Source organism: Streptomyces sp. NPDC049887, assembly GCF_040656535.1.
Classification (GTDB): domain Bacteria; phylum Actinomycetota; class Actinomycetes; order Streptomycetales; family Streptomycetaceae; genus Streptomyces.
Map to the genome: position 1 here is coordinate 84,118 of NZ_JBFAMM010000008.1, position 24,839 is coordinate 108,956.

Genomic DNA, 24,839 nt, shown 5'->3' on the forward strand with positions numbered 1-24,839 from the left:
CGCTCGGCGCGCCCTCGAGGCGCGTCCCGTAAGCCATTGGAGCACTCGCCCGAATGCTTCGCACCTTCGGCCGGGCGGCCCCAGCGGCCCCGCGCCCCAGCCGCTACTCGGCCGGCTCCCGCAACCGGGCCGGGCCGGAAGTGCCCGCGCCTCCCGTGGCGGCTACGGCGGCACGGGTCCCGCGGCCGACGGCTCCCCTCAGGCGGTGAGCTGGTAGATGCTGTTGCCCGTCAGCCACAGGCCCATCACCAGGCAGCCGACGATGATGGCGGGCTCCTGGTGCTCCTGCAGCCAGCTCCGCAGCCGCTTCAGCCGCACCCCCGCCGCCTCGGGCGCGAACACCGTGTACAGCTCGGCCGTGAGCAGACTGGCGGTGGCGAGGATGCAGAACCCGAACAGGGCCGCGTACGACGCGACGTGGGAGAGGTCCGCGCGCACCACGACGGTCGCGGCTGCCGCCACCAGGCCCCAGGGCTGGAGGAAGACGGCGAGGGCGGCGGCCGACCAGGGGGACATCCGGCCCGAACCGCCGTGCGGGTCGGCCGCGTGCCTGGCCCGGCCCTGTGGCTCGGTGGCCGCGTGGGGTTCCCTGCGCTTGCGCCGGCGGTACTCGCCGTACAGGACCAGCCCGACGCCGATCGCGAGCTTGGCCGCGAGGGCGACCGTGGAGGGCGGCGACCTGGGCGGGGGCGGCTGTCCGCCGGTGAACAGCAGCACCATGGCGATCACGGCGACGAGACAGGCCAGCCAGGCCAGGATGAAGGCCAGTCCCCGCCAGACGCCCCGGTACGAGGAGAGCACCAGCACGAAGGCCATGATGGGCAGCGGGTCGAGGGTGATGGCGACGGCGATGAGCAGCAAGTCGAGGACCATGACGCTCCCTCCGGCGGTTCCCACGCCGTGCGGCGGGCCGCTCGCGGGCCGGGCTCGTGCCGCCGGCCGCCCCGCTCGAACGCGGGCCGTGCCCGGCCCGCTTCTGTCCATGGTCACCTCCGCTGAGGGCCGCCCGCAATCAGAGAGCCGCGACCCCCGGGCGGTGGGCTCGCGCTCCGTCCCGAGATGCCGGTGCGGTCCGGCTCACGCACTCTTGGTGACAGGGAAGGAGCACGCCATGACCACGCGGCGCCGGGCTCCGGCCTTCTTCCGCCCGTCGTGGTGGTCGGGACGCCTCTCGTCCTGGGAAACCTCCGCGCGGTCGGCGGCCGAGCGCACCGAGACCCGCTTCCCCGTCGTCACCCATCTGACGGCCCGTATGATCTCGGTCAACATCTTCGACTCCGCCACCCGGCTCGCCGCGCAGTGCTTCCTCACCGCCGTGCCGCTGCTCTTCGTGGTCGGGTCGTTCGCCCCCGAGGCGGTGCGCGATCAGCTGGTCAGCTCGGTGTCGGCGATCTTCGGACTCACCGGGGCCTCGAAGGACCTGCTCGAACAGGTGTACAAGGCCACGGACGACAACCTCCGCGAGGCCACCGGCCTGATCGGCGCGCTGATGGTGCTGCTGTCCGCCACGGCCTGCAGCCGGGCGATGCAGCGGCTGTGCAAACGGGCCTGGCTCGTCCCGAGGTCCGGGGTGCGGATCGCCCCTTGGCGCTGGCTGGCGTGGATCGGCGTGTGGCTGTCCGTGCTGCTGGTCCAGGGGCCGGTGCGCGAGGGCTTCGGCCTCGGCTTGTGGCTTGCCGTCCCGGTCACCATGCTGTCGCAGATCCTGCTGTGGTGGTGGTCCCAGCACCTGCTGCTGGGCGGGCTCGTCGGGTGGCGGCCGCTACTGCCCGGTGCGGTGCTGACGGGCTTCGCCGTGACGGCGTTGTTCATCGGCAGCAAGTACTACATGCCCCGTGCCATCGACAAGAGCCTGACCGAGTACGGGTCGGTCGGCACGGTCTTCACGCTGCTGTCGTGGCTGATCGTGCTGTGTGTGGCGATCGCGCTCGGTGTCACGACCGGGGCCGTCCTTGCGAGGGAGCCGTGGCTCGCGCGAAGACTCGGCGACACCGGCCCGAGCTGGACCGCGGCCGACGCCGGCCGGCGGCGCGGAGGGGCGGGCGGGGACGAATGACCGCGGGGAGGCGCGGACGCCGGGCCGCGCGGGGGGCGGTCGGCGGACCGCACCCGGCCGCGACGGGGGTGGGACGGGGCGGGGCGGGCGCGGGGACGGCCGGGTCGTACGGCCGTCCCCGCCGGGCCGGCTCGGTGCCCCACGTCCCGTCAGTGCCCCAGGTCGTGCCCCCCGACGTGCCGTGGAGCGGGGGCCCGCTCCAGTTCGTGGCGCAGGTCCTCCAGCTCGCTGCCTCCGGCCATCTGCCGGGTCAGCTCGTCCAGAGTGATCTCCGACTTCTTGTGGCTCCCGGCCATCACCCCCCGCTTGAGCAGGACGAACCGGTCACCGACGAGATAGGCGTGGTGCGGGTTATGGGTGATCAGGACCACCCCGAGCCCGGCGTCGCGCGCCGCCGCCACGTACTTCAGCACGACCCCGGACTGCTTGACCCCGAGCGCGGCCGTCGGCTCGTCGAGGACGAGGACCTTGGCACCGAAGTAGACGGCACGGGCGATCGCCACGCACTGCCGCTCGCCGCCGGACAGGGTGCCGATGGGCTGGTCGACGTCGCGCAGATCGATGCCCATGCGCAGCAGCTCGGCACGGGTGGTCTCCCGCATGGCGCGGACGTCGAGCCGCCGGAGGGGCCCCCTGCCCCTGGTCGGCTCCGAGCCGAGGAAGAAGTTCCGCCAGACCGGCATCAGCGGGACGACCGCGAGGTCCTGGTAGACCGTGGCGATCCCCCGGTCGAGAGCCTCGCGCGGGGAGCCCAGCGAGGTCTCCTCGCCGTCGATGGCGAAGGTGCCGGAGTCGTGGCGGTGCAACCCCGCGATGATCTTGATCAGGGTGGACTTGCCGGCGCCGTTGTCGCCGAGGACGCAGGTGATCCCGCCCGCGTGGACCTCCAGCGACACGCCTTCCAGCGCACGGATGTTGCCGTAGTACTTGCTGACGTCGTCGAGTTCCACGAGGGCCGTCATGTCGTCGCCTCCGCGCGCTTGCGGACCCATGCGTTGAGCAGGGTCGCCAGGAGCAGCATCGCTCCGAGGAAGAACTTGAACCAGTCCGGGTTCCACTCCGCGTACACGATGCCCTTGCTGGTCATGCCGAAGATCAAGGCACCGACCGCGGAGCCGATCGCCGAACCGTAGCCGCCGGTGATCAGACAGCCGCCGATGACGGCCGCGATGATGTAGATCAGCTCGTTGCCGACGCCCTCACCGGACTGGACGACGTCGAACGAGAACAGCAGGTGCTGGCCGGAGATCCAGGCGCAGAAGGCCACGCCCATGTAGAGCAGGATCTTGGTCCTGGCGACCGGGACGCCGACGGCCCGCGCCGCGCCCGCGCCACCGCCGACGGCGAAGATCCAGTTGCCGAAGCGGGTGCGCAGCAGGATCCAGGTGGCGAGGGCGACGAGGGCGATCCACCACAGGATGGTCGTCTTGACCTCGACGCCGCCGACGGTGAACGAGGCGAAGACGTTCCTGGCCGCGGGAAAGCCCTCCATGTCGGCGATGGTCCTCGTCGACACCGTGCCGCTGACCAGCTTGGTGAAGCCGAGGTTCATGCCGGTGAGCATCAGGAACGTGCCGAGCGTGATGATGAAGCTCGGCAGTTTCGTGCGCACCAGCATCACGCCGTTGAAGGCGCCGATCGCGAGGGTGACCAGGAGCGAGACCAGGGCGCCGACGAGGACGTTCGCCGTCATCTGGTAGCTGAACATCGAGGAGATCAGCGCGGAGCTGGTCACCAGCACACCCGCCGAAAGGTCGAACTCCCCGCCGATCATCAGCAGGGCGACCGGCACGGCCATGATGCCGATGGTGGATGCCGCGTACAGCACGGTGCTCAGGCTGGACGCGCGCAGAAAGGTGTCGGCCACGACCGAGAAGAAGAGGAACACGGCGGCAGCGCCGACGACCGAGCCCAGCTCGGGGCGGCCGAGCAGCTTCTTCCACGGCGAGGTGCGCAGCAGGCGCTCGTCGGAGGGGCCGGTCCTGTCGTGGGCCGGTGGTGCGGTCGCGGTCATCGGGTCCCCCGCTCCGTGTAGTCCTGCAGTTCGGCGGCGTCCTTCTCGGTGATGATCTGCGGACCGGTGAGGACGGGCCGTCCGCCGCCGAGCACATCGGCGTTGTAGCGGTAGAGCCAGAGCAGATCCACTGCCTCGTAGCCCTGGAGGTACGGCTGCTGGTCGACGGCGAAGCCGAGGTCGCCGGCCTTGAGCCCGGCGACGACCTTGGCGTTCAGGTCGAAGGTGTCGATCTCGGCCTCGCTGCCCGCGGTCCGCTTCGCCCGGACGGCGGCGTCGGCGAACGGAGCGCCGAGGGTGACGACCGCGTCGATGGACGGATCGGTCTGGAGCTTGGCCTCGATCGCCGCCTGGACGTCGGGCATGTTGGTGCCGTCGACGTAGAGGTTCTGCAGAGCGCCGTCGAAGGTCTTCCCCGTCCCCGAGCAGCGCTGCTCGTGGCCGACGTTGCCCTGCTCGTGCAGGACGCAGAGCGCGTTCTTCCGCCCGCGCCGGTCGAGCTCCTCACCGACGGCCTCCCCCGCGACGGTTTCGTCCTGGCCGACGTGGGTCAGGGCCCCGTACGCCCTGGACTCGGCCGAGCCGGAGTTCACGGTGATCACCGGGATGCCGGCCCGGGTGGCCTTGGCGACGACGTCCTTCATGGCGTCGGGCTTGGCGAGCGTGACGATCAGCCCGTCGACCTTCTGGTCGATGTAGGTCTGGACCAGCTGGGCCTGCTGCTGCGCCTCCTCGCTGTGGGCGTACAGGAACTTGACGTTGTCCTTCACCGCGGCCTGCTCGGCGCCCTTCTGGACGATGTCCCAGAAGGTGTCGCCGTCTCCCGAGTGGGTGACCATCGCGAACGTCCAGCGCGGTGTGTCGACCGCCGCCCGGCCCTGCGCCTCCACCGCCCTGCGCGCGTCCTCGGCGCGTTTGCCGCCGGTGGCGCTGCACCCCGCGAGGGAGGCCCCGAGCACCGCCGCCAGCACCGCGCCGATCGCACGTACCCCTGTCCGAACCCTTGCCACGACGCCGTGCCCCTCTTGCTCCGCCTGCTGTACTCCGGCGCAAGTATCCCTGAGCACGATCGCCGGGGCCGTCTGCGGGTGGGTGGTGGTGACGCAGGTCATCGGGTGCCGTCGGCCGTCAGCTTCTCCAGTGCGGGGACGTCCTTCTCCGTCACCAGAGCGGGGCCCGTGAGCACCGGCTTGCCGCCGCCGACGACGTTGCCGTTGGTCCTGTTGAGCCAGAGTCCGTCGACGGCGAGGTAGCCCTGGAGGTAGGGCTGCTGGTCGACGGCGAAGCCGACCTCCTTGGCCTTCAGCCGCTTGACCACCTCGGCGTTCAGGTCGAAGGTGTCGATCTCGGCCTCGCTGCCCGCGGTCCGCTTGGCCTGCACGGAGGCGGCCGCGAACGGGGCGCCCAGGGTGACGACCGCGTCGATGTCCTGCCCGCTCTGCAGCTTCGCCTCGATGGCGGACGTCGAGGCGGGCATGTTGGTGCCGTCCACGTTGAGGTTCTCGACGGTGCCCCCGAAGGTCTTCCGCACACCCGCGCAGCGCTCCTCCAGCGAGACGTTGCCCTGCTCGTGGATGACGCAGACAACCTTCTTCTTGCCGCGCCTGTCGAGTTCCTCGCCGACGGCCTCGCCGGCGACCGACTCGTCCTGGCCGATGTGGCCGAGCGCGCCGACCTCCTGGGAGAACCGGCCTCCGGAGTTGATCGTGACGACGGGTATCCCGGCGGCGACCGCCTTCCTGACGACGTCCTTGACCGCCTCGGGCTTGGCGAGGGTGACGACGATGCCGTCGACCTTCTGGTCGATGTACGTCTGGACCAGCTGGGCCTGCTCCTTGCCCTCCTTGTTCGCGGCGTACAGGAACTCGACGTTGTCCTTGGCGGCGGCGTCCTTCGCTCCGCGCTGGACGATGTCCCAGAAGGTGTCGCCCTCGCCGGAGTGGGTCACCATGGCGATCTTCAACCGCTCGGTGGTCGCGGGCTTGCCGCCGCCCGTGCCGCCTTCGGCCCTCTCCTCGGAGCCCTTGCCGCCGGAACTGCTGCATCCGGCCACGGCGAGTGCGAGTGCCGCGAGCAGGACTGCTGCCGTGCGGGGTGTGCGCATGGTGGGGTCCGCCTTCCCTCCCGGCCGCCCGGTTGCGGCTGGGTGAGTTTCTACGGGGGCGGCGCCACCCCGTCAATACTTTGTCCGAACATTCTTACGCGGAGCCGGGCCGGCGGGACGGCCGCGCGCCACCCGTGTACGCCCGGCCAGGCCGCACGCGACCCTCGCCCGGCCCGGTGGCCGCGGCGGGCGTCCCGCCCGTGCGGCACGGAACGCACGACGGCGCGCCGGGGCCCGGCGTCGCGCCGCAGTGGACGTTGCCCGATGCGGCACTACGGCCGGACGAGGAGCTGGAACTCGAAGGCGTAGCGCGAGGCCCGGTAGACGTGCGAGCCGAACTCGACGGCCCGCCCGGTGTCGTCGAACGTCGTCCGCTGCATCGTCAGCAGCGGGGCACCGGGCTCCTCACCGAGCAGCCCGGCCTCGTCGTCGGAGGCGGCGCGCGCCCCCACCGACTGCCGGGCGCTGTGCAGGGTGATGCCTGCATTGCGCATCATCCGGTAGAGCCCCGTGGACTCCAGCCGCTCGGTGTCCAGCGGCAGCAGCCCCGCCGGCAGATGGTTGCTCAGATGGGCCATCGGCTCGCCGTGGGCCGAGCGCAGCCGCTCCACCAGGTGGACGTCGCTGCCCTCCGGCACCCCGAGGGCGGCCGCGACCTGGGCGGTCGCCGGCTCGACGAGGTTGCGCAGGACCCGGGTGGCGGGCCGCTGCCCCGCCGCCTCCAGGTCGTCGTAGAGACTGCTCAGCTCCAGTGGGCGCCTGACCTGGCTGTGCACGACCTGGGTGCCCACCCCCCGGCGGCGCACCAGCAGCCCCTTGTCGACCAGCGACTGGATGGCCTGGCGGACGGTGGGCCGGGACAGCCCGAGCCGGCCCGCCAGCTCGATCTCGTTGCCGAGGAGGCTGCCGGGCGTGAGCGTGCCGTGCTCGATGGCCGCCTCCAGCTGCTGGGACAGCTGGAAGTACAGCGGGACCGGGCTGGCGCGGTCCACGCTGAGCTGGAGCGGCGCGGTGGCGTCCGTCGGGTCTCTCGGCTGCTTGGGCACGCTGCGAGGGTAGTCGCAGGGCCTGATGACGGGAAGTTGTGTCGTTCGATTGTCAGGACAAATGCTTGACATGGCCCTTCGGCGGCCTCCACCTTTGGGCCATGCGCATCGGACTCATCGGAACCGGACGAATCGGCGCCTTCCATGCGGGCGTCCTCAGCCGTCATCGCGACGTCGGCGCCCTGGTGGTCGCGGACACCGACGCCCAGCGGGCCCGCGAGGTCGCGGCCCGGATCGACGCCACCGCCGCCCCTTCCGTCGACGAGGTCTTCAAGTGGGGCGTGGACGCCGTCGTCATCGCCTCCGCCACCGCAGCCCACGCCGATCTCATCGGCCGGGCCGCACGTGCCGGGCTCCCCGCCTTCTGCGAGAAGCCGATAGCGCTGGACCTGCCGGGGACCCTGGAGGCGCTGCGCGAGGTGGACAGCGCCGGTACCGAACTCCAGCTCGGCTTCATGCGGCGCTTCGACGCGGGGTACGGCAAGGCCCGCGAGCTGGTGCGCTCCGGCCGGCTCGGCCGGCTGCACACGGTACGGGCCGTCACCGCGGACCCGGCCCCGCCGCCCGCCGCGTACCTGCCGCTGTCCGGCGGACTCTACCGGGACTGCCTCGTGCACGACTTCGACATCCTGCGCTGGATCACCGGGCGGCAGGTCGTGGAGGTGTACGCCACAGGTTCCGACGCGGGGCACGCGATGTTCCGCGAGGCGGGGGACGTCGACACCGCGGCGGCCGTCCTGACGCTCGACGACGGAACGCTGGCGTCGGCCACGGCCACGCGCTGCAACGGCGCCGGCTACGACGTCCGCATGGAGCTGTGCGGCGAGGACGACACGGTCGCCGTCGGCCTGGACGACCGTACGCCGATCACCTCCACCGAGCCGCAGGGCCCGCCGCCCGCCGACAAGCCGTGGCCGGGCTTCCTGGAGCGCTTCGCCCCCGCCTACGAGGCCGAACTGGACGCCTTCGTCCGGGTTGCGGCCGGCGAGCTGGACAACCCCTGCGACGGCCGGGAGGCGCTGGAGGCACTGCGCGTCGCCGAGGCGTGCGAGCTCTCCCGGCGGGAGCACCGCCCGGTGCGCCTGGAGGAGATCCCGGGGCTCTGAGCGCGCCCGCGCCGGCTGCCCGTCACCAGACGACGGGCAGTCGGCGCACGCCTCGGATCAGCAGTCCGGGGAGCCAGTCGAGCGGGGCTCCGGCCGGGTCGGGGGCGAGGCCGGGGCAGCGTTCCAGCAGCGTGCGGAGCGCGATACCGGCCTCCAGCCGGGCCAGCGGAGCGCCCAGGCAGTAGTGGACGCCGTGGCCGAAGGCGAGATGGCCGGGCCCGCCGGCCGTGGCGGTGCGGCGGATGTCGAAGCGGTCGGGCCCGGGGAAGCGGGCGGGGTCCCGGTCCGCGGCCGCGAGCCCGACCAGGACGGGCTCGCCCGCCGGGACGACCGTGCCGCCGTAGCGGACCGGTTGCGTCGTGAACCGCATCGTCGACGTCTCCACCGGGCCGTCGTACCGCAGCATCTCCTCGACCGCCCCGTCCAGGAGACCGAAGTCGGCGCGCAGCGCGGCGAGTTGGTCCGGGTGCCCGAGCAGTGCCCGTACGCCGTTGGAGATCAGGTTGACGGTGGTCTCATGGCCGGCGACGAGCAGCAGATAGGCCATGGCGCGCAGTTCGGCGGCCGAGAGGCGGTCCCCGTCCTCGGCCCGGGTGCGCAGCAGCGCGGACAGAAGGTCGTCCGCGGGCCCGGCGCAGCGCTTGTCCTCGATGAGTTCGTCGAGGTACTCGGCCAGCTCCTCCACGGCGGCGCGCTCGCGGTCGGCCGAGGTCGGCGCCACGATCTCGGTCGACCAGGCGCGGAAGCGGTCCCGGTCGGCGGTCGGGACGCCGAGCAGTTCGCAGATGACGGTGATGGGCAGCGGGTAGGCGAGCGCGTCCACGAGATCGGCCCGTCCCGCCGGAAGCATCGCCTCGACCAGTTCCTCGGTGATCCGCCGGACCCGCGGGCGCAGCGCCTCGACCCGGCGCGCGGTGAACTCACGGGAGACGAGCCGGCGCAGCCGGGTGTGGTCCGGTGGGTCCAGCACGAGCAGATAGGGGCCGATGAGCTCCTCGTCCAGCATCTTCAGGCCGAGGGTCCCGGGCGACTTCGACAGTCTCGGGTCGGTGAGCGCGGCCCGGGCCTCCTCGTGCCCGACGACCAGCCAGACACGGTCCCCGTAGGGTGAGACCACCTGGTGGACCGGTCCGGCCTCACGCAGTTTCGCGTAGTACGGATGGGGATCGGCGGTGAAGTCCGCCCCGTACTCCCCCAGATCGACGACGGCCATCGCTCCAGCCTACGAGACCGCCCCGCGGCGTGTGCGGGGCCTTGCCGGAGCCGGCGCCTCGCCGCCCGGGGTGCGCTCACCCGAGGCGCGACGCCGCGCTCGCGATCAGCATGTCCAGCGCCGCCGGATACGCGCTGACGTTCATCTCGGCGACGAGATACGGCGCCGCCGGGGCGATGTGCGGGTGCGTCCTTGCGGGCAGCCGCGCGTACGTGGCCTGCCACACCGCCTCGTCCGCCCGTCGCGCGGCCTCCGGGAGGGCGAGCGCAGCCGCGTCCAGCGCGGCGAAGGCGAGCGTCTGGTCGATGAAGCAGTGGTAGATCCGGACGGCCTCGGGCACCGGGAAGCCCGCGCGGTGGAGCACGCCGAGGACGGCCTCGTCCGCGGCGATCTCGTGCGCCCGCCCGGAGACGCGGCTGGCCGTGAGCACCGCCGCCTGCGGATGGGCCAGGTACGCGGCGTGGATGCGCAGCCCCAGCTCACGCAGGTCCGCGGCCCAGTCGTCGGTGGCGCGCCAGCCCCTGAGCGCCCGGCCGATCAGCTCGTCGCCGACGGCGAGGGTGAGCTCGTCCATCCCGCGGAAGTAGCGGTACAGGGTGCTCGGGTCCGCGCCGAGCGCCGCGCCGAGCCTGCGGGCGGTGAGCCCCTCGCCGCCGTGCTCGCGCAGCATCCGCAGCGCCGTCGTCACGATCAGTTGCTCCGAAAGGACCACACCGGTCTTCGTGGGGCGGCGGCGTCTGCGCGCCCCTTCCGGAACCACTTTCTTCGGCAACGCCCTTCCCCTTTCCCGCGGTTGGTGCCCGCCCTGCCCGGGGCGGGCGGGCTTATGCCAACGCCATTGACGCTATCAGGGGGCGGTGAGTTTCATCAGGGCCCGGAAGAGTCCTGGTGAAGAGGGAAGGGAAGAGGTCATGCGCATCTTGCTGGTCGGCGCCGGCGGAGTGGGGACAGCAGTCACCCGGATCGCCGCTCGCCGCGATTTCTTCGAGCACATGGTCGTCGCGGACTACGACGAGGCCCGGGCCCGGGCCGCCGTGGCCGGTGTCCCACGGGCGGGCGGAGGGGCCCCGGCCGGGTCGGGCGACGGCAGCGGGGCCGTCGACGGCCGGTTCACGGCCGCCCGGGTCGACGCCTCGGACGAGGCCGCCGTCAGGGAGCTCCTGGAGCGGGAGCGCTGCGACGTGCTGCTCAACGCGACGGATCCCCGGTTCGTCATGCCCCTGTTCCGGGCCTCGCTCGCCGCGGGCGCGAACTACCTCGACATGGCGATGTCCCTGTCGCGGCCGCATCCGCAGCGACCGTACGAGGAGTGCGGCGTGAAGCTGGGCGACGAGCAGTTCTCGCTGGGCGAGGACTGGTCGGAGTCCGGCCGGCTCGCCCTCGTCGGCATCGGGGTGGAGCCCGGCCTGTCGGACGTCTTCGCCCGCCACGCGGCGGACGAGCTCTTCGACTCGATCGAGGAGATCGGTGTCCGGGACGGCGCGAACCTCACGGTGGACGGCTACGACTTCGCGCCCTCCTTCAGCATCTGGACCACGATCGAGGAGTGCCTGAACCCCCCGGTGGTCTTCGAGACCGGTCGCGGATGGTTCACCACACCGCCGTTCAGCGAGCCGGAGGTGTTCGACTTCCCCGAGGGGATCGGCCCGGTGGAGTGCGTGAACGTGGAGCACGAGGAGGTGCTGCTCATCCCGCGCTGGGTGGACGCGGACCGAGTCACCTTCAAGTACGGCCTCGGCTCCGACTTCATCAACACCCTGCGGGTCCTGCACCAGATCGGACTGGACCGCACGGAGCCGGTGACGGTGCGCGGCGCCGACGGCCCGGTGCAGGTGTCGCCGCGGGACGTCGTCGCCGCCTGTCTGCCGGACCCGGCCACGCTCGGCGACCGGATGCGGGGCAAGACGTGCGCGGGGACGTGGGTGAAGGGCGTCAAGGACGGCCGGCCGCGCGAGGTGTACCTCTACCACGTCGTCGACAACGAGTGGTCGATGAAGGAGTACGGCAGCCAGGCCGTGGTGTGGCAGACCGCGGTCAACCCGGTCGTCGCCCTGGAACTGCTGGCGACGGGCGCGTGGTCCGGGACCGGCATCCTCGGCCCGGAGGCCTTCGAGGCGCGCCCCTTCCTGGATCTGCTGACGGAGTACGGCACGCCCTGGGGCATGCGCGAGCAGTGACCGGCGTCGCGGGCGGCGGTGGGCGGCGCGGCCGGGCCACAGGGCACCGGCCGCGCCGCCTCCGGCTCAGGCGAGCACGTTCAGCGCGCCCGGCTGCACCCGCACCGTCACCGGCAGTGTCGCGTCGACCTCGCCATCCGCGCCGTACGGGAGGCCGCGGTCGGCCTCGATGCGGATCTCCCTGCCGCGCAGGACCTCCACCTCGGGACGCTCCAGGTGCACGCCGGTCTTCAGCTCGTTCATCATCGCGAAGAACAGCCGCTTGGGCGCGTGCCGGATGACGACGACGTCGAGCAGGCCGTCGTCGAGGCTGGCCCCGGGGGCGATGTTGCGGCCGAAGCCGTAGTAGCCGGAGTTGGCCGCGACGACGGTGTAGCCGCGCAGCTCGTGGAGCGACCCGTCCACGGTGATGCGGTACTCGGCCGGCCGCCACGCGGCCACGGCACGCAGCCCGCCCGCGTAGTAGGAGGCCGCTCCGCGCAGCAGCCTCGAGGTGTTGGCGTGCCGGTTGGCGACGGCGTCGACACCCGCGTAGACGCTGCCGAGGACGGACACCCCGGCGTGGGCTGACGACTCGACCCGGATGGTGTCGACCGCCCTCGGTGATCCCCCGAGCAGTACGGCGGCGAGCGCGGCGGCGTCGGTGGGCAGGCCCAGCGCCCGGGCGAAGTCGTTGCCGCGCCCGGCGGGTACGAGGCCGAGGACCGCGTCGGTGCCGCTGAGTGCGCCTCCGACGCCGCCCGCCATCCCGTCCCCGCCGACGGCGAGCACGACGTGCCCCTTGCCTCCGGCTTCCCGCGCCAGCTCCCGGGCGTGTTCGAGGTTACGGCTGTACCGGGTGTCGAGCCCGGCTCCGGCCTCCCTCAGGAGGCGGGCCAGCGGGAGCAGGGCCGCCGTACCGCTGGAGCCGCCCGCGGTGGGATTGACGACGGCGGTGAACTGTCGCATGGATGCGCCTTTCGGACGGCAGGGGCCGGTCAGCGGACGGGGATGAGCACACCGGGGTTGAGGATCCCGGAGGGGTCGAGCTCGGCCTTGACGGCCTGCAGGACGCGGACACCGACGGGGCCGATCTCCCGCGTGAACCAGTCGCGGTGGTCGGTGCCGACGCCGTGATGATGGCTGATGGTGCCGCCGGCCGCCAGGATCGCGTCGTTGGCCGCCCGCTTCACCGGCGCCCAGTGGGCGACGGGGTCCTTGCCCTGGGCGGAGACGACGGTGAAGTAGAGCGAGGCGCCGTTCTCGTACACGTGCGAGATGTGGCACATGACCAGCGGCGGGGTGCCCGCCTCGGTGAGGGCGTCCGTGAGTGCCCGGCGCACCGCGTCGTAGAGGCCGGGCAGGGCCGACCAGAAGGCGGCGGTCTCCAGGGTCTCGGCGAAGGCGCCGGCGTCGAGGAGCGCGTCACGCAGGTACGGCGCGTTGTAGCGGCCGTGGGCCCAGCGCTCGCCCGGCTCCTCGCCGACGAACTCGCCGCCGCAGGCGAGAAGGACCTCACGGGCGCGGGCGCGCCGGTCGGCGGTGTCCTCGGCGGTGCCCTCGTACCCGGCGATCGCCATGCACCCGGCGGGCTGCGGGGCGCCCTCGCCGCCGATCCGGTCGGGCTGGGCGAGTCCGATGAAGGACTCCGTCTCGTCGGACAGCCGGAGCACGGTCGGGCGGGGGCCGTCCTGGGCGAGCCTGCGGAGGGCGGCGGCGCCCGCCTCGAAGGACTCGAAGCGCCATCCCTCGTAGACCTGGGTCTGCGGGAGCGGGCGGATCCGGACGGTGACGGAGGTGATCACGCCGAGCGCGCCCTCGGAGCCGAGGACCAGCTGGCGCAGGTCCGGGCCGGCGGCCGAGCGCGGGGCACGGCCGGCCTCCAGGGTGCCCTCGGGGGTGGCGACGGTGACGCCGAGGACCATCTCGTCGAAGCGGCCGTAGCCGGCGGAGGCCTGGCCGCTGGAGCGGGCGGCGGCGAACCCGCCGATCGAGGCCCACTCGTAGGACTGGGGGAAGTGGCCCAGAGTGAAGCCCCGTTCGTTGAGCAGGGCCTCGGCGTGGGGCGCGCGCAGTCCGGGCTGGAGCACGGCGGTGCGGGAGACCTCGTCGAGGGCGAGGAGCCCGTCGAGCCGGCGCAGGTCGAGGGCGACGAATCCGTGCTCGGCCTCGGGGGCGAGACCGCCGACCACGGAGGTGCCGCCGCCGAACGGCACGACGGCCAGGCCGTGTCCGGCGCAGGCCCGCAGCACGGCCAGCACCTCGTCGTGGCTCGCGGGCAGCACGACGGCCGCGGGGACGTCGTCGACCTCGCCGGCGCGGATCCGCAGGAGGTCCGGGGTGGACTTGCCGCGGGTGTGGCGGATCCGGGTCTCCGCGTCGGTGCGTACGTGCGCGGTGTCACCGACGGCGGCGGTGAGCGCCTCGTGGGCGGCTGCGGTCAGCGCGGTGTCCGGGACGGGGATGTCACCGAGGGCCGCGGGGCCGCTCTCGCGGGGAGTGACGCCGAGCAGATCGCGCAGCAGGCCGATCACCGAGTCGGGCAGCGGGGCCGCCTTGGCCGGGTCGCCCCAGCCGCTCCACAACATGTCCACTTCGTCTGTCCTTCACCGTCGGTTTCGCGGGGCGCGGTGCCGCGCGGCCTGCACTGGCATTACACTGTGACAGATGACGCCCATTCGTCACAACCATGCGGACGGAGATGCCGTGCTCGACGCGGCACGAGACTGCGTCCTGGCCGTCGGCGTACGCCGGACCACCCTGACCGACGTGGCCCGGCGCGCCGGTGTGTCACGCATGACCCTGTACCGCCGCTGGCCGGACGTGCGGACCCTCGTCGGCGATCTGATGACCCGGGAGTGGATCGCGCTCGCCGTGGGCGCGATGCCCCCGGCCGACCCTGGCGGCCCGACCCGGACCCGGCTGGTCGACGGACTCGTCGGCGGGGTCTCGGCCTTCCGGGCGCACCCGCTGTTCCACAAGATCGTCGACGTGGATCCGGAACTGCTGCTGCCGTATGTGCTCGACCGCCGCGGCGCCAGCCAGGACGCACTCCTCGGGCTGATCACCGGCGCCCTCGCGGAGGGCCACGCCGACGGCTCCGTCCGGCGGCTGCACCCCGACCGGCAGGCCCGGTCGCTACTGCTGGTCGTGCAGTCCTTCGCCATGTCGCTGCGCACGATGACCGAACCGGACGACCCCGAGCTCACCGACGCGGCCTTCCTCGAAGAGCTGCGGACCCTTCTGGAGAGGACCCTCACGCCATGAGCACTCCGAGTCCCGCCTCCTCCCTGAACGCGGCGCGGCGCGCACGGGAGCTCGCCGCGCTCGCCGACGGCGCCGAGGTCGACGTGCTCGTCGTCGGCCTCGGCGCGACGGGCGCCGGGGCGGCCCTCGACGCCGCCGCGCGGGGACTGTCGGTCGCCGCGATCGACGCCCACGACCTCGCCTTCGGCACCTCCCGGTGGAGCTCCAAGCTCATCCACGGCGGACTGCGCTACCTGGCGAGCGCACACCTGGACGTCGCCCACGAGAGCGCCGTCGAGCGCGGCATCCTCATGGAGCGCACCGCCCCGCACCTGGTGCACGCCCAGCCGTTCGTCCTCCCGCTGACGCCGCTGGTCCCGCGCGCCCAGGCCGCCCTGGCCCGGGCCGGCTTCCGGGCCGGCGACCTGCTGCGCGTCTCCGCCCGCACCTCGCGCACGACCCTGCCCGCGCCGCGCACCCTGTCCGCGGTGGAGACCCGCCACATGGCGCCCGCGCTGCGCCCGACCGGGCTGCGCGGCGGGCTGCTCTCCTGGGACGGCCGGCTCACCGACGACGCCCGGCTGGTGACCGCCGTCGCCAGGACCGCGGCCGCGCACGGAGCCCGGATACTCACCCGGGTACGCGCGCTCTCCCTCGGCGGCTGGGGCGCGGCCGTGCGCGACGAACTGACCGGCGAGGAACTGCAGATCCGGGCCCGCACGGTGATCAACGCCGCCGGCGTCTGGGCGGGCGGACTCGTCGACGACGTACGGTTGCGGCCCTCCCGCGGCACCCATCTGGTGCTCCGCTCCGAGGTCCTCGGCGGTCTGTCCGCCGGCCTGCACATCCCGATCCCCGGCGAGACCAACCGCTTCGTCCTCGTCCTCCCCCAGGGCGACGGCCGGGTCTACGTGGGCCTGACCGACGAGCCGGTCGACGGCGACGTACCCGACGTGCCGGAGGTGCCCGAGACCGACATCGGCTTCCTCCTCGACGTCCTCGGCTCCGCGCTCGACGTGTCCGTGGGCCGTGCGGACGTGGTCGGGGCCTTCGCCGGGCTGCGCCCACTGCTGGACACCTCCGGGCCCGGAGGCCCGGGCCGTACCGCGGACATCTCACGCAGGCACGCCGTCCTCACCTCGGGGGACGGTGTGATCACCGTGGTCGGCGGCAAGCTCACCACCTACCGGAGGATGGCCCAGGACGCGGTGGACGCCGCGATCACGGCACGCTCGCTGTCCGCCGGCGGATGCCGCACGGCCTCACTGCCGCTCGTCGGCGCCGCCCGCCCGGACGCGCTCGCCGCTCTGGACGTGCCCCGCCGGCTGGTCCGCCGCTACGGGACCGAGGCCCCGGCCGTCCACTCCCTCGGCCTCGCCGACCCCGAGCTGGCCCGGCCCGTCGTCCCCGGCCATCCCGTCACCGGCGCCGAACTCCTGTGGGCCGTACGGCACGAGGGGGCGCTGGACGAGTCCGACCTCCTCGACCGCCGTACCCGGATCGGCCTGGTGCCGCGCGACCGGGAGACCGCTCTGCAGGCCGCGCGCGGGGCACTGGCGACCCGGGTGGGCTGAACGGCGGCCGCCGGAAGGCGCCCGGAGCGGCCCGGCCGAACCGGCGGACGCCGCCCGGCGGTTCGGTCGCCTCCGCGTACTCGCCCGGCGGGGCCCGAACGCGCCGCACCCGGGTCGGCGGTGCCGGGGGCGTAGCCCGCACCGCCACCTCTACATCCTTCGGTGTAGCGGGGATTCGTCACCCGCCACGACGAATCGCCCCGTGACGGCGCGGACGATGAGGACATGACCAAGACTCTGTCCACGCCGGTCGGCGCGCCGGGCGCCTCGGGCGGCCGGCTGGCCCTGCTCGACGTGCTGCGCGGAACGGCGATACTCGGCACGCTGATGACGAACGTGTGGGTCTTCACTGCGCCCGGCGCGGAATGGGGGAGCCTCACGGGCGCCGGCGGCATGCCGGGGTTCACGTCCCTGCCCGACGGCGCCGAGACGCTCTTCCGGCTCGTGGCGGACGGGAAGTTCCTGGCCATGCTGACGATGCTCTTCGGTGTCGGGCTCGCCATCCAGTTCGACTCCGCCGCCCGGCGCGGGCTGCCCTGGCCGGGCACCTACCGGGGACGGGCGCTGTTCCTCCTCGCCGAGGGCACCGTCCACTTCGTCCTGGTCTTCGCGTGGGACGTCCTCATGGGGTACGCGCTCACGGCGCTGCTCGTCGCCCGGCTGCTGGCCCGCTCCGACCTGGCCCGCCGCCGGGCGATGTGGTGGGCGGGCGGTCTGCACCTGCTGCTGATGGCCGGGCTGACGGCGGCCCTGGCCGTACTCGGGGACGGCGGCGCAGGGCCCGGCGGGGACGTCCCGCGCGAGGTCGTCGACCTGTACGCGCACGGCGGTTACGCGGACCAGATCGCGTTCCGCCTGGACAACGCGCTCGCCCTGCGTCTGGAGCCGGTGCTGACGTTCGGTCTCCTGGTCTTCCTGTTCCTGCTGGGCGTACGGCTGTACCGGGCGGGGGCGTTCGGCGCCGACGCGGCCGGCCGGCGCACACGAGCCCGGATGATCGGCTGGGGGCTGGGGCTCGGCGTACCGCTGACCGGCCTGTCCGTGCTCGCCGGGCCCGACGGCTTCCTGCTCGAGCGCTACTGCGCCGCTCCCCTGGTGGCGGTCGGCTACATCGGCCTGATCGGTACCGTGCTGGACCGGGTCCGCCGGGAGGGCCCGCTCACGAAGGGGCTCGCCTCGGTCGGGCGGACGGCCCTGTCGGCCTATGTGCTGCAGAACGTCCTGTGCGTGCTCGTCTCGTACGGCATCGGTCTCGGCCTCGCGGAACGGCTCGGCGAGTCGGGCCGGCCCTGGTGGGTGATGGGGCTGTGGGCGGCGGTGTGCGCGGTGCTGATGGCGGGCTCCGCCGTGTGGCTGCGGCGGTTCTCCAAGGGGCCGCTGGAGTCCGTGCAGAGCCGGATCCTGCGGCGCTGAGACGCGTACCACCGACGTCGGCGCCGGGACAGCGCGGCCGGCCACCCCATCACCGCGGACCGCGGACCGCGGACCACGGACCGCGGGCCCGGCACCGGGGTGGCGGGGGCGGGACGCACCGGTGCCGCCGCAGCCGGCCGGTGCGTCCCTGGCGGGCCGATGCCGCGGCCGGCCGTGCGGAGGGCTCCGTCAGCCGCCGAGCTCCCGGTGCCGGGCCGCCAGCGCCGCCGAGCCCTGCTCGGTGGGCGAGCCGAGGAGCCGCAGCCGGGAGAAGCCCCCGTCCGGGAAGATGTCGATGCGGACGTGCGTGCCGACCGCCGGGGAGTCGAGCACGAAGCGGTGGTTGGTGTCGGGCTGCAGACGGGTGCGCGGCAGGAACTCGACCCACTCGCCGTCCTCGCCCGTCCTGGCCGACAGGGCGGCCCAACCGGCGGAGTTGCCCTTGAGGTACGCGGTGTCGATCTCGACGGCGCGGATCTCGGACTCGGCCACCAGCCGGTAGCGGATCCAGTCGTTGCCCCGGTCGCGGCGGCGCGCGGTCTCCCAGCCGTCGTCCATCTTGCGGGAGCGGCCCGGGGTGATGGTGTTGACGGGCGGCGAGTAGAAGCGGTTCGAGGCGTCCTCCACGGCGCCGCCGTTCTCCAGCGCCACGACGTCGAACGTGCCGAGCGCGGAGAGCCATTTCGGGTCGGGGGCGACCTCTCCGTACACGCGCAGCCGTGCGATGCCGCCGTCGGGGTGCTGGTTGACGCGCAGGTGCGTGAAGCGCTGTTCGGCGGTGACCTCGAAGCCGTTGGCGGCGTGACCGCCCACCGGGGTTCGGGGCACCAGGGTCGTCCACTTCACGCCCTCGGAGAGCAGTTCCTCCGGGGTGGGGGCGCCCTCGGCCCCTTCCCAGGTGGTGCCCTCGACGGACACGGCCTGCGGCATGTTGCCGCGGAAGTGGGCGGTGTCGACGACGATGCCGCGGATCACGCCGGGGGCACCGAGGCGGATCAGCGCCCAGTCGTGGTCGTCGGCCGTGGGCCAGGGCTGCTCGGCGGAGACACCGCGGCGGCGCCGGGTCTCCCAGCCGTCCATGATCTTGCCCTTGTGGCCGAAGTGCTCGGGGTCGAACTCGGCGGGCTCGGGCACCAGCAGGTTCTCCCGCTGGGCGAAGAACTCGTCGTTCGCGGCGATCACACCCGCGCCGAGCCGGCGGTCGGCGAGGTTCGCGAGACCGGTGAACGGGAAGTCCGCGGTGCGGTAGTCGGCGTACGGGTCGCCGCCCCCGTACGGGTGCGCGTTGCCGGTGAAGGACGGTATCGCCACGGTGTCAGTCGTTCCTTTCGAGCAGCCGGCCGGTGGGCTCGGCGACGGTGCCGTTCTCCACGATCCGCGTGCCGCGCAGCCATGTCGACTTGACGACACCGTGCAGGGTCCTGCCCGCGTATGCGGTGACCCGGTTGCGGTGGTGGAGTTCGGCGGGGTCGACGGTGAAGGTCTCGTCGGGGGCGAGTACGGCGAAGTCGGCGTCGCGCCCCGCTTCGACGGCCCCCTTCCGCGTGAGGCCGGCGAGTCCCGCCGGGGCGGAGGACATCCATCGGGCGACGTCCTCCAGGGTGTGGCCGCGCCTGCGCGCCTCGGTCCAGATCGCGGGCAGTCCCAGCTGGAGCGAGGAGATCCCGCCCCAGGCGGAGGCGAAGTCCGGGGTCTTCAGGTCACCGGTGCACGGCGAGTGGTCGGAGACGACGCAGTCGATCGTGCCGTCGGCGAGCCCCTGCCAGAGCACGTCCTGGTTCCGCGCCTCGCGGATGGGCGGGCAGCACTTGAACTCGGTGGCGCCGTCGGGGACTTCCTCGGCCGTGAGGGTGAGGAAGTGCGGGCAGGACTCGACGGTGATCCGGACGCCCTCGGCCTTGGCGGCGGCGATGAGCGGCAGCGCGTCGCCGGATGACAGGTGCAGGACATGCACCCGGGCGTTCAGACGCCGGGCCTGTGCGATGAGGTTCGCGATCGCCGTGTTCTCCGCGTCCCGGGGGCGGGAGGCGAGGAAGTCGGCGTACCGGGGGCCCGGCCGCCGGGGCGCGGCCGCCAGGTGGTGCGGGTCCTCGGCGTGGACGATCAGCAGCCCGCCGAAGCCGGCGATCTCGGCCAGGGAGCGGGCGAGCTGCTCCTGGTCGAGCTCGGGGAACTCCTCGACGCCGGACGGCGACAGGAAGCACTTGAAGCCGAAGACGCCCGCGTCGTACAGCGGCCGCAGGTCCCTGACGTTGCCGGGGAGCGCTCCGCCCCAGAACCCGGTGTCCACGTGCGCCTTGGGCCGTGCCACGTCCTGCTTGACGCGCAGGTTGCCGACCGTGGTCGTGGGCGGGAGGGAGTTCAGCGGCATGTCCAGCAGCGTGGTGATGCCGCCCGCGGCGGCCGCGCGGGTGGCGGTCCAGAAGCCCTCCCACTCGGTGCGGCCGGGATCGTTGACGTGGACATGGGTGTCGACGAGGCCGGGGAGGACGACGTGGTCGCCGACGTCCTCGAGCCGGGCGCCGACCGGCACCCCCGCGTCGTACGGAAGCACCGCCGCGATCCTTCCGGCGGCGACGGCGATCGAGGCGGGGCGCGTGCCGCCGGGGGTGACGACCCGTGTCGAGCGCAGCACCAGATCCACGTCCGTGACGTGTGTGTCGGACACCCTGCCCCTCGCTTCCGTACCGTGGCGCTTCCGCACGACGAAATTCAACGAACTGTTGAAGAAGTCTTCCCCTCCGCCCCCGGACAGTCAAGGCCCACCCGAGGCCCGCACGGGTACGTGCACAACGATCAGACGTTTCCACAAAGTGGAACTATAATTTCGACAAGCAGAACGTAGTTATGCACACAGGCAGCCCCTCGGGACCATCGGGGACGACCGGCCACACACGGACAAACGCGCCCTGACCCGCATCGACGCCCCGGCGCGAGCGGTGTGCGCCGCAACACGGCCCGGTAGGCTGCTGCCTTGCCCGCCCGCCTGAAAGGACCGTTGACGTGCCGACGTCCAGCGCCAGCACCACCGACGCCGCAAAGCCCGCCGCCAACAGCGGCGGTGTGCAGTCCCTCGAGCGCGCCTTCGACCTGCTCGAGCGGATGGCCGATGCCGGGGGCGAGGTCGGGCTGAGCGAACTCTCCGCGAGCAGCGGGCTCCCGTTGCCCACGATCCACCGGCTGATGCGCACCCTGGTCGCCTGCGGCTACGTCCGCCAGCAGCCGAACCGCCGCTACGCCCTCGGCCCCCGCCTCATCCGCCTCGGCGAGAGCGCCTCCCGGCTGCTCGGCACCTGGGCCCGGCCGTACCTCGCCCGCCTCGTCGAGGAGACCGGCGAAACGGCGAACATGGCCCTGCTCGACGGTGACGAGATCGTCTACGTGGCTCAGGTGCCGTCCAAGCACTCGATGCGGATGTTCACCGAGGTCGGGCGCCGGGTGCTGCCGCACTCGACCGGCGTGGGCAAGGCGCTCCTCGCCCACTTCCCGGCGGACGAGGTACGGGCCCTGCTCGCCCGCACCGGCATGCCGGCCGCGACGGAGAAGACCATCACCACGCCCGAAGGCTTCCTTGAGGCACTGCAGCAGGTCCGCCGCGCGGGCTACGCCGTCGACGACAACGAGCAGGAGATCGGGGTGCGCTGCCTCGCCGTTCCGGTGCCCGACTCCCCCACCGCCGCGGCGATCTCCATCTCGGGCCCGGCGGGCCGGGTGACGGAGGCGGCGACGGACAAGATCGTCCCGGTCCTCCAGACGGTGGCGAAGGAACTCTCCGAGGCCCTGGCGAACACGTCGGCACCACGGGAGTAGCGACCGCACGCGGCCGGCCACCGACGGCACGGAGCGGGCACCGAACACGGCCACCGGCACCACGGGAGCGGGCACCGCGCGCGACCACCGGTGCCGCTCCGGCATACCGCCGGGGAGCGGGCACCGAACACGAGCAGCCACCGCACGCACCCGCGCCGGCAGCCGCCTACTCCGTCACGATGCGCTCGACCGCGGCCGTCACCAGTCGCTCCCGCTCCGCCTCCGTGAAGACGTCCGGCAGGGTGAGCTGTTCGACGATCAGCCAGTTCAGGGCGAGGATCAGCAGCTTCACGGCCATCGCGTCGCCGGGAAGGCCCGAGGCCTCGTGGTAGGCGATGTTGGCGTCGACGTCGGCCCGGACCCGCTCGGTGAGGACCTCGCGCAGCGCGGGCCGGCGGGTGGCCTCCAGACGGAGTTCGAGCAGCGCCAGGTACCCGGTGCGGAAGGCGGCGACGCGGCCGACGAGTTCCCGCATCAGCTCCGCGTACGCCTCCCGGTCCCGCCCGGCCGTCCGCTGGCGGGCGATCGTGGCCTCGTCGGGCTGGAGCCGCTCGTAGACCCGGGCTCCGGCCTGTGTGAGCAGCTCGTCGCGGCCGGCGAAGTAGTTGGAGGCGGTGCCCGGGGGGACGGCGGCCTCGCCGTCCACCGCCCGGAACGTCAGCCCCCGCGCGCCTTCCCTGGCCAGCACCTCGATCGCGGCGTCGACGAGGGCCGCGCGCCGCTGGTCGTTCCGCCTCACCATCGGCACACCACTCCGTCCGCCGCCGCCTTCAGACCACTCCGGTCAGAGTACTACGCGCCAAGCGCAGCGATGCCCGATGCGCCACTGGGTGCCGCCCGCGAGGAGACCGGGGGGGCGCGGGACGCGCGCCGGGCCGCTCACCCTCGGCGCCGGGCCACCACCATCGCGCAGCGCGGGGTGCCGTCGGAGCGTCGTCCCAGTCCGTCGAGAGGGGCCAACTCCACGTCGAAGCCGACCTGTCGGAGTTCCGCGAGCACCTCACCGATCGGGAACGTGCGGTAGTACATGACGAAAGCGGGCCGCCAGACCCGGTTCCGCACGCGCATCACGGCGTCGAAGCCGAGCGTCGCCCAGTACGGCAGGGTCCCGAAGTGGGGCGGCGCTCCGACGGGGAACGCGAAGACGCCGCCCGGGCGGAGGACGGAGTGCACCTGGGCGAAGAGTCCGGAGCGTTCGCGGGGCAGGAAGTGCCCGAAGGCACCGAAGCTCACCGCGAGGTCGAACACCGGGCGGAACGGCAGGGCGCGGGCGTCGGCGCGGACCCAGTCCGCCGCGGGACGGGCCCGGCGGGCCTCACGCAGCATCCCCGCACTGAAGTCGACCCCGACGACCCGCTCCTCGCAGAGCCCGCGCAGCACTCGCACGCCCGCCCCCGTGCCGCAGCAGACATCCAGCCCGTCGCGGAACGGGCCGAAGGCCCGCAGCGCGCTCGCGGTCTCGTCGAGGATGCGGTCCGGGGTGCGGAACGGGGTCAGGTCGAACTTGGGCGCGAGCAGGTCGTATCCGCGCTCGACCGACGACAGCGCCTGCACGGCGAGTTCGCGGAGGGTGGGCCCCTGGGAGGTGAACATCGGCTCCCAGCGTAGTCATCGCGGGCCAGGGAGGTGGCGGGCCCGGAATGGTCACCCGCGGGAAGGACTCGGGCCCGGGAAGGTGGCGTCCGCGTGGACGGGGTGCCGTCCGGCCGCGCGCTCAGCCCTTCGGCTCGCCGAACAGCTCCACCGCGTTCCGCACGTTGGTCAGTCCGGCCGTCAGTGCGCTCACCGAGCCGACCGCTCCGGCGATCAGCAGCAGGGACCGGCGGAGCCGCCGGATCTCCGGCACGCCGCTCAGTGCCATCGCGTCCATGGCCGCCAGTTCGTCCTCCGCGATGCCGCGGTCGGCGAAATCGGCCGGATGGCAGGCGAGTTCGCGTCGGAGCCGGGAGACGGCGGCACGCAGCTCCGTCACCCTCGGGTCCTCGCCGCTCCGTGTCTCCCGCGTCTGCCCCACGCTCCGCAACAAAGCCCTCCCCCTCGCACGTCGTTGTGCTGCCCGGTGAACGACCCGCCGGACGGTGGTCGAACGCCTGGGGTCGCGGGCCAGTTAACGCCATTGCGTAGGCACTCCGCCACTCCGTGGTACGAAATTCAGCTCGACGTGTCCGCTTCCCGCGACTCGGGACCGCACGGCGCGGCACCGGCTGCCCCCGCGGCCCGCCCACCGGCGCCGCGGGGCGGGGCGGGGCCCTCCGCCGGGCCGGGTCGTCACGCCACGCGGCCGCCTGATGGGGTAAGCAGGGAGCATGGCTCACACTTCAGACAAACCGCAGGTCGCGGGGCTGGTGCTGGCAGCGGGCGCAGGACGCCGGCTGGGCGGGCGCCCGAAGGCGCTGCTGGAGCACCGAGGACGCCCCCTGGTGGAGAACGCGGTGCGGGTGCTCCGGGCGGGCGGCTGCCGGTCCGTGCACGTGGTGCTGGGTGCGGCGGCGGAGGAGGTGACGGGGCGGGCCGATCTGGCCGGCTGCGTCGTGGCCGTGAACCCGGACTGGGAGGAGGGGATGGGTTCCTCCTTGCGCGCGGGCCTGGCTTCCCTCGCCGCGGAGGGCGGGGGGCAGGACGCGGTCCTGGTGTCGCTGGTGGACCAGCCCGGTATCGGGGCGGCGGCCGTGGCCCGGGTCGTGGCGGCGTGCGACTCGCCCTCCGCGCTGGTGTCGGCGGCCTACGACGGACGCCGGGGCCATCCGGTGCTGTTCGGCGCCCGGCACTGGGAGGCGGTGGCGGCGCGCGCCTCGGGCGACCGCGGCGCCAGGGACTATCTGGCGGAGCACGAGGCGGAGATCGCCCTCGTCGAGTGCGGGGACGTGGCGGAGGCGTACGACATCGACACGCCGGAGGATCTGGCGCACCTCGATTGAGCCGGAGGAGGCCGGGCACCCCGGAACCGTACGCCCGCGCACCGTCCCGCGTCGCGCGGGTACCGCAGTCCGGGCCGGCGCCCCGGGGCGGCGGCGTCGCGTCACGTGAGGAGCCTGGCACCGAGCGCCACGATATGTCGACCAGAAGAATCTCGACATCAACAAACCATTGAACTTCCACTA

General features: G+C 73.2%; 23 protein-coding genes. 8 read left to right on the top strand and 15 right to left on the bottom strand.

The annotated features are described in order from the left end of the window. Window positions 1-198: 198 nt before the first annotated feature. Window positions 199-873: a GAP family protein gene (locus tag AB0J10_RS12535; protein WP_363060661.1), complete on the bottom strand. Its 675-nt coding sequence runs from the start codon at window positions 871-873 to the stop codon at window positions 199-201. 238 nt (window positions 874-1,111) lie between these two features. On the opposite strand from AB0J10_RS12535, the gene AB0J10_RS12540 reads away from it, so the two are divergent. Then, a complete protein-coding gene (locus tag AB0J10_RS12540) occupies window positions 1,112-2,056 on the top strand; it encodes a YhjD/YihY/BrkB family envelope integrity protein (RefSeq protein WP_363060663.1) in 945 nt (314 codons plus the stop codon). Between the two features lie 149 nt (window positions 2,057-2,205). On the opposite strand, the gene AB0J10_RS12545 is transcribed toward AB0J10_RS12540, so the two are convergent. The 5 genes from AB0J10_RS12545 to AB0J10_RS12565 all read right to left on the bottom strand — a co-directional run bounded on the left by AB0J10_RS12545 (window position 2,206) and on the right by AB0J10_RS12565 (window position 7,166). Continuing rightward, entirely contained in the window at window positions 2,206-3,018 is an 813-nt protein-coding gene (locus AB0J10_RS12545; protein WP_363060665.1) for an ATP-binding cassette domain-containing protein, read from the bottom strand. Then, on the bottom strand, window positions 3,015-4,070 hold the full coding sequence (locus tag AB0J10_RS12550; protein WP_363060667.1) for an ABC transporter permease: 1,056 nt from the start codon (window positions 4,068-4,070) through the stop codon (window positions 3,015-3,017). Before AB0J10_RS12550 ends, AB0J10_RS12545 begins: the two co-directional genes overlap by 4 nt. After that, window positions 4,067-5,080 (bottom strand): sugar ABC transporter substrate-binding protein, encoded by a 1,014-nt coding sequence (locus tag AB0J10_RS12555; RefSeq protein ID WP_363060669.1) that lies wholly within the window; start codon window positions 5,078-5,080, stop codon window positions 4,067-4,069. The genes AB0J10_RS12550 and AB0J10_RS12555 overlap by 4 nt, the downstream gene beginning before the upstream one ends. 98 nt (window positions 5,081-5,178) lie before the next feature. Further along, window positions 5,179-6,174 (bottom strand): sugar ABC transporter substrate-binding protein, encoded by a 996-nt coding sequence (locus AB0J10_RS12560; RefSeq protein WP_363060671.1) that lies wholly within the window; start codon window positions 6,172-6,174, stop codon window positions 5,179-5,181. 272 nt (window positions 6,175-6,446) lie between these two features. Next, window positions 6,447-7,166 (bottom strand): GntR family transcriptional regulator, encoded by a 720-nt coding sequence (locus AB0J10_RS12565; RefSeq protein ID WP_363060949.1) that lies wholly within the window; start codon window positions 7,164-7,166, stop codon window positions 6,447-6,449. Window positions 7,167-7,321: 155 nt separating this feature from the next. On the opposite strand from AB0J10_RS12565, the gene AB0J10_RS12570 reads away from it, so the two are divergent. After that, window positions 7,322-8,326 (top strand): Gfo/Idh/MocA family oxidoreductase, encoded by a 1,005-nt coding sequence (locus tag AB0J10_RS12570; protein ID WP_363060673.1) that lies wholly within the window; start codon window positions 7,322-7,324, stop codon window positions 8,324-8,326. Between the two features lie 22 nt (window positions 8,327-8,348). Here AB0J10_RS12570 and AB0J10_RS12575 read toward each other — a convergent pair whose 3' ends face one another. Together AB0J10_RS12575 and AB0J10_RS12580 are read right to left on the bottom strand one after the other, a co-directional pair. Next, the gene (locus AB0J10_RS12575) at window positions 8,349-9,539 is read right to left on the bottom strand and encodes a cytochrome P450 (RefSeq protein WP_363060675.1); all 1,191 of its coding nucleotides are present in this window, start codon (window positions 9,537-9,539) and stop codon (window positions 8,349-8,351) included. A gap of 76 nt (window positions 9,540-9,615) precedes the next feature. After that, window positions 9,616-10,311: a TetR/AcrR family transcriptional regulator gene (locus AB0J10_RS12580; protein WP_363060677.1), complete on the bottom strand. Its 696-nt coding sequence runs from the start codon at window positions 10,309-10,311 to the stop codon at window positions 9,616-9,618. Window positions 10,312-10,450: 139 nt separating this feature from the next. Here AB0J10_RS12580 and AB0J10_RS12585 point away from each other — a divergent pair, with 139 nt between their 5' ends. Next, window positions 10,451-11,716 carry a saccharopine dehydrogenase C-terminal domain-containing protein gene (locus AB0J10_RS12585; RefSeq protein WP_363060679.1) on the top strand — a complete coding sequence of 422 codons (1,266 nt, stop codon included), beginning with the start codon at window positions 10,451-10,453 and terminating at the stop codon, window positions 11,714-11,716. A 66-nt stretch (window positions 11,717-11,782) separates the two neighbouring features. Here AB0J10_RS12585 and AB0J10_RS12590 read toward each other — a convergent pair whose 3' ends face one another. Together AB0J10_RS12590 and AB0J10_RS12595 are read right to left on the bottom strand one after the other, a co-directional pair. Further along, window positions 11,783-12,664, bottom strand: coding sequence for a YegS/Rv2252/BmrU family lipid kinase (locus tag AB0J10_RS12590; RefSeq protein WP_363060681.1), 882 nt, complete (start codon window positions 12,662-12,664; stop codon window positions 11,783-11,785). Window positions 12,665-12,693: 29 nt separating this feature from the next. Further along, window positions 12,694-14,289 carry an FAD-binding oxidoreductase gene (locus AB0J10_RS12595; RefSeq protein WP_363060683.1) on the bottom strand — a complete coding sequence of 532 codons (1,596 nt, stop codon included), beginning with the start codon at window positions 14,287-14,289 and terminating at the stop codon, window positions 12,694-12,696. A gap of 73 nt (window positions 14,290-14,362) precedes the next feature. On the opposite strand from AB0J10_RS12595, the gene AB0J10_RS12600 reads away from it, so the two are divergent. From AB0J10_RS12600 to AB0J10_RS12610, 3 genes are all read left to right on the top strand, one after another. Further along, the gene (locus tag AB0J10_RS12600) at window positions 14,363-14,962 is read left to right on the top strand and encodes a TetR/AcrR family transcriptional regulator (RefSeq protein WP_363060685.1); all 600 of its coding nucleotides are present in this window, start codon (window positions 14,363-14,365) and stop codon (window positions 14,960-14,962) included. Further along, on the top strand, window positions 14,959-16,515 hold the full coding sequence (locus tag AB0J10_RS12605; RefSeq protein ID WP_363060687.1) for a glycerol-3-phosphate dehydrogenase/oxidase: 1,557 nt from the start codon (window positions 14,959-14,961) through the stop codon (window positions 16,513-16,515). Before AB0J10_RS12600 ends, AB0J10_RS12605 begins: the two co-directional genes overlap by 4 nt. 225 nt (window positions 16,516-16,740) lie before the next feature. Continuing rightward, window positions 16,741-17,928 carry a DUF418 domain-containing protein gene (locus AB0J10_RS12610; protein ID WP_363060689.1) on the top strand — a complete coding sequence of 396 codons (1,188 nt, stop codon included), beginning with the start codon at window positions 16,741-16,743 and terminating at the stop codon, window positions 17,926-17,928. Between the two features lie 189 nt (window positions 17,929-18,117). Here the strand turns inward: AB0J10_RS12610 and alc are convergent, their stop codons facing one another. Together alc and allB are read right to left on the bottom strand one after the other, a co-directional pair. Then, window positions 18,118-19,239: an allantoicase gene (gene alc, locus AB0J10_RS12615; protein WP_363060691.1), complete on the bottom strand. Its 1,122-nt coding sequence runs from the start codon at window positions 19,237-19,239 to the stop codon at window positions 18,118-18,120. Between the two features lie 4 nt (window positions 19,240-19,243). After that, window positions 19,244-20,596, bottom strand: coding sequence for an allantoinase AllB (allB, locus tag AB0J10_RS12620; RefSeq protein ID WP_363060693.1), 1,353 nt, complete (start codon window positions 20,594-20,596; stop codon window positions 19,244-19,246). 335 nt (window positions 20,597-20,931) lie between these two features. On the opposite strand from allB, the gene AB0J10_RS12625 reads away from it, so the two are divergent. Further along, complete coding sequence (locus AB0J10_RS12625) at window positions 20,932-21,738, top strand: IclR family transcriptional regulator (RefSeq protein ID WP_363060695.1); 807 nt, start codon at window positions 20,932-20,934, stop codon at window positions 21,736-21,738. Window positions 21,739-21,904: 166 nt separating this feature from the next. On the opposite strand, the gene AB0J10_RS12630 is transcribed toward AB0J10_RS12625, so the two are convergent. The 3 genes from AB0J10_RS12630 to AB0J10_RS12640 all read right to left on the bottom strand — a co-directional run bounded on the left by AB0J10_RS12630 (window position 21,905) and on the right by AB0J10_RS12640 (window position 23,764). Beyond that, the gene (locus AB0J10_RS12630) at window positions 21,905-22,480 is read right to left on the bottom strand and encodes a TetR family transcriptional regulator (RefSeq protein WP_363060697.1); all 576 of its coding nucleotides are present in this window, start codon (window positions 22,478-22,480) and stop codon (window positions 21,905-21,907) included. A gap of 137 nt (window positions 22,481-22,617) precedes the next feature. Continuing rightward, window positions 22,618-23,331, bottom strand: a complete 714-nt coding sequence (locus tag AB0J10_RS12635; protein WP_363060699.1) for a class I SAM-dependent methyltransferase — start codon at window positions 23,329-23,331, stop codon at window positions 22,618-22,620. A gap of 121 nt (window positions 23,332-23,452) precedes the next feature. Further along, window positions 23,453-23,764: a DUF5955 family protein gene (locus AB0J10_RS12640; RefSeq protein WP_363060701.1), complete on the bottom strand. Its 312-nt coding sequence runs from the start codon at window positions 23,762-23,764 to the stop codon at window positions 23,453-23,455. Window positions 23,765-24,044: 280 nt separating this feature from the next. Between AB0J10_RS12640 and AB0J10_RS12645 the strand changes: the two genes are divergently transcribed. Beyond that, window positions 24,045-24,656 (top strand): nucleotidyltransferase family protein, encoded by a 612-nt coding sequence (locus tag AB0J10_RS12645; RefSeq protein ID WP_363060703.1) that lies wholly within the window; start codon window positions 24,045-24,047, stop codon window positions 24,654-24,656. Window positions 24,657-24,839: the final 183 nt, after the last annotated feature.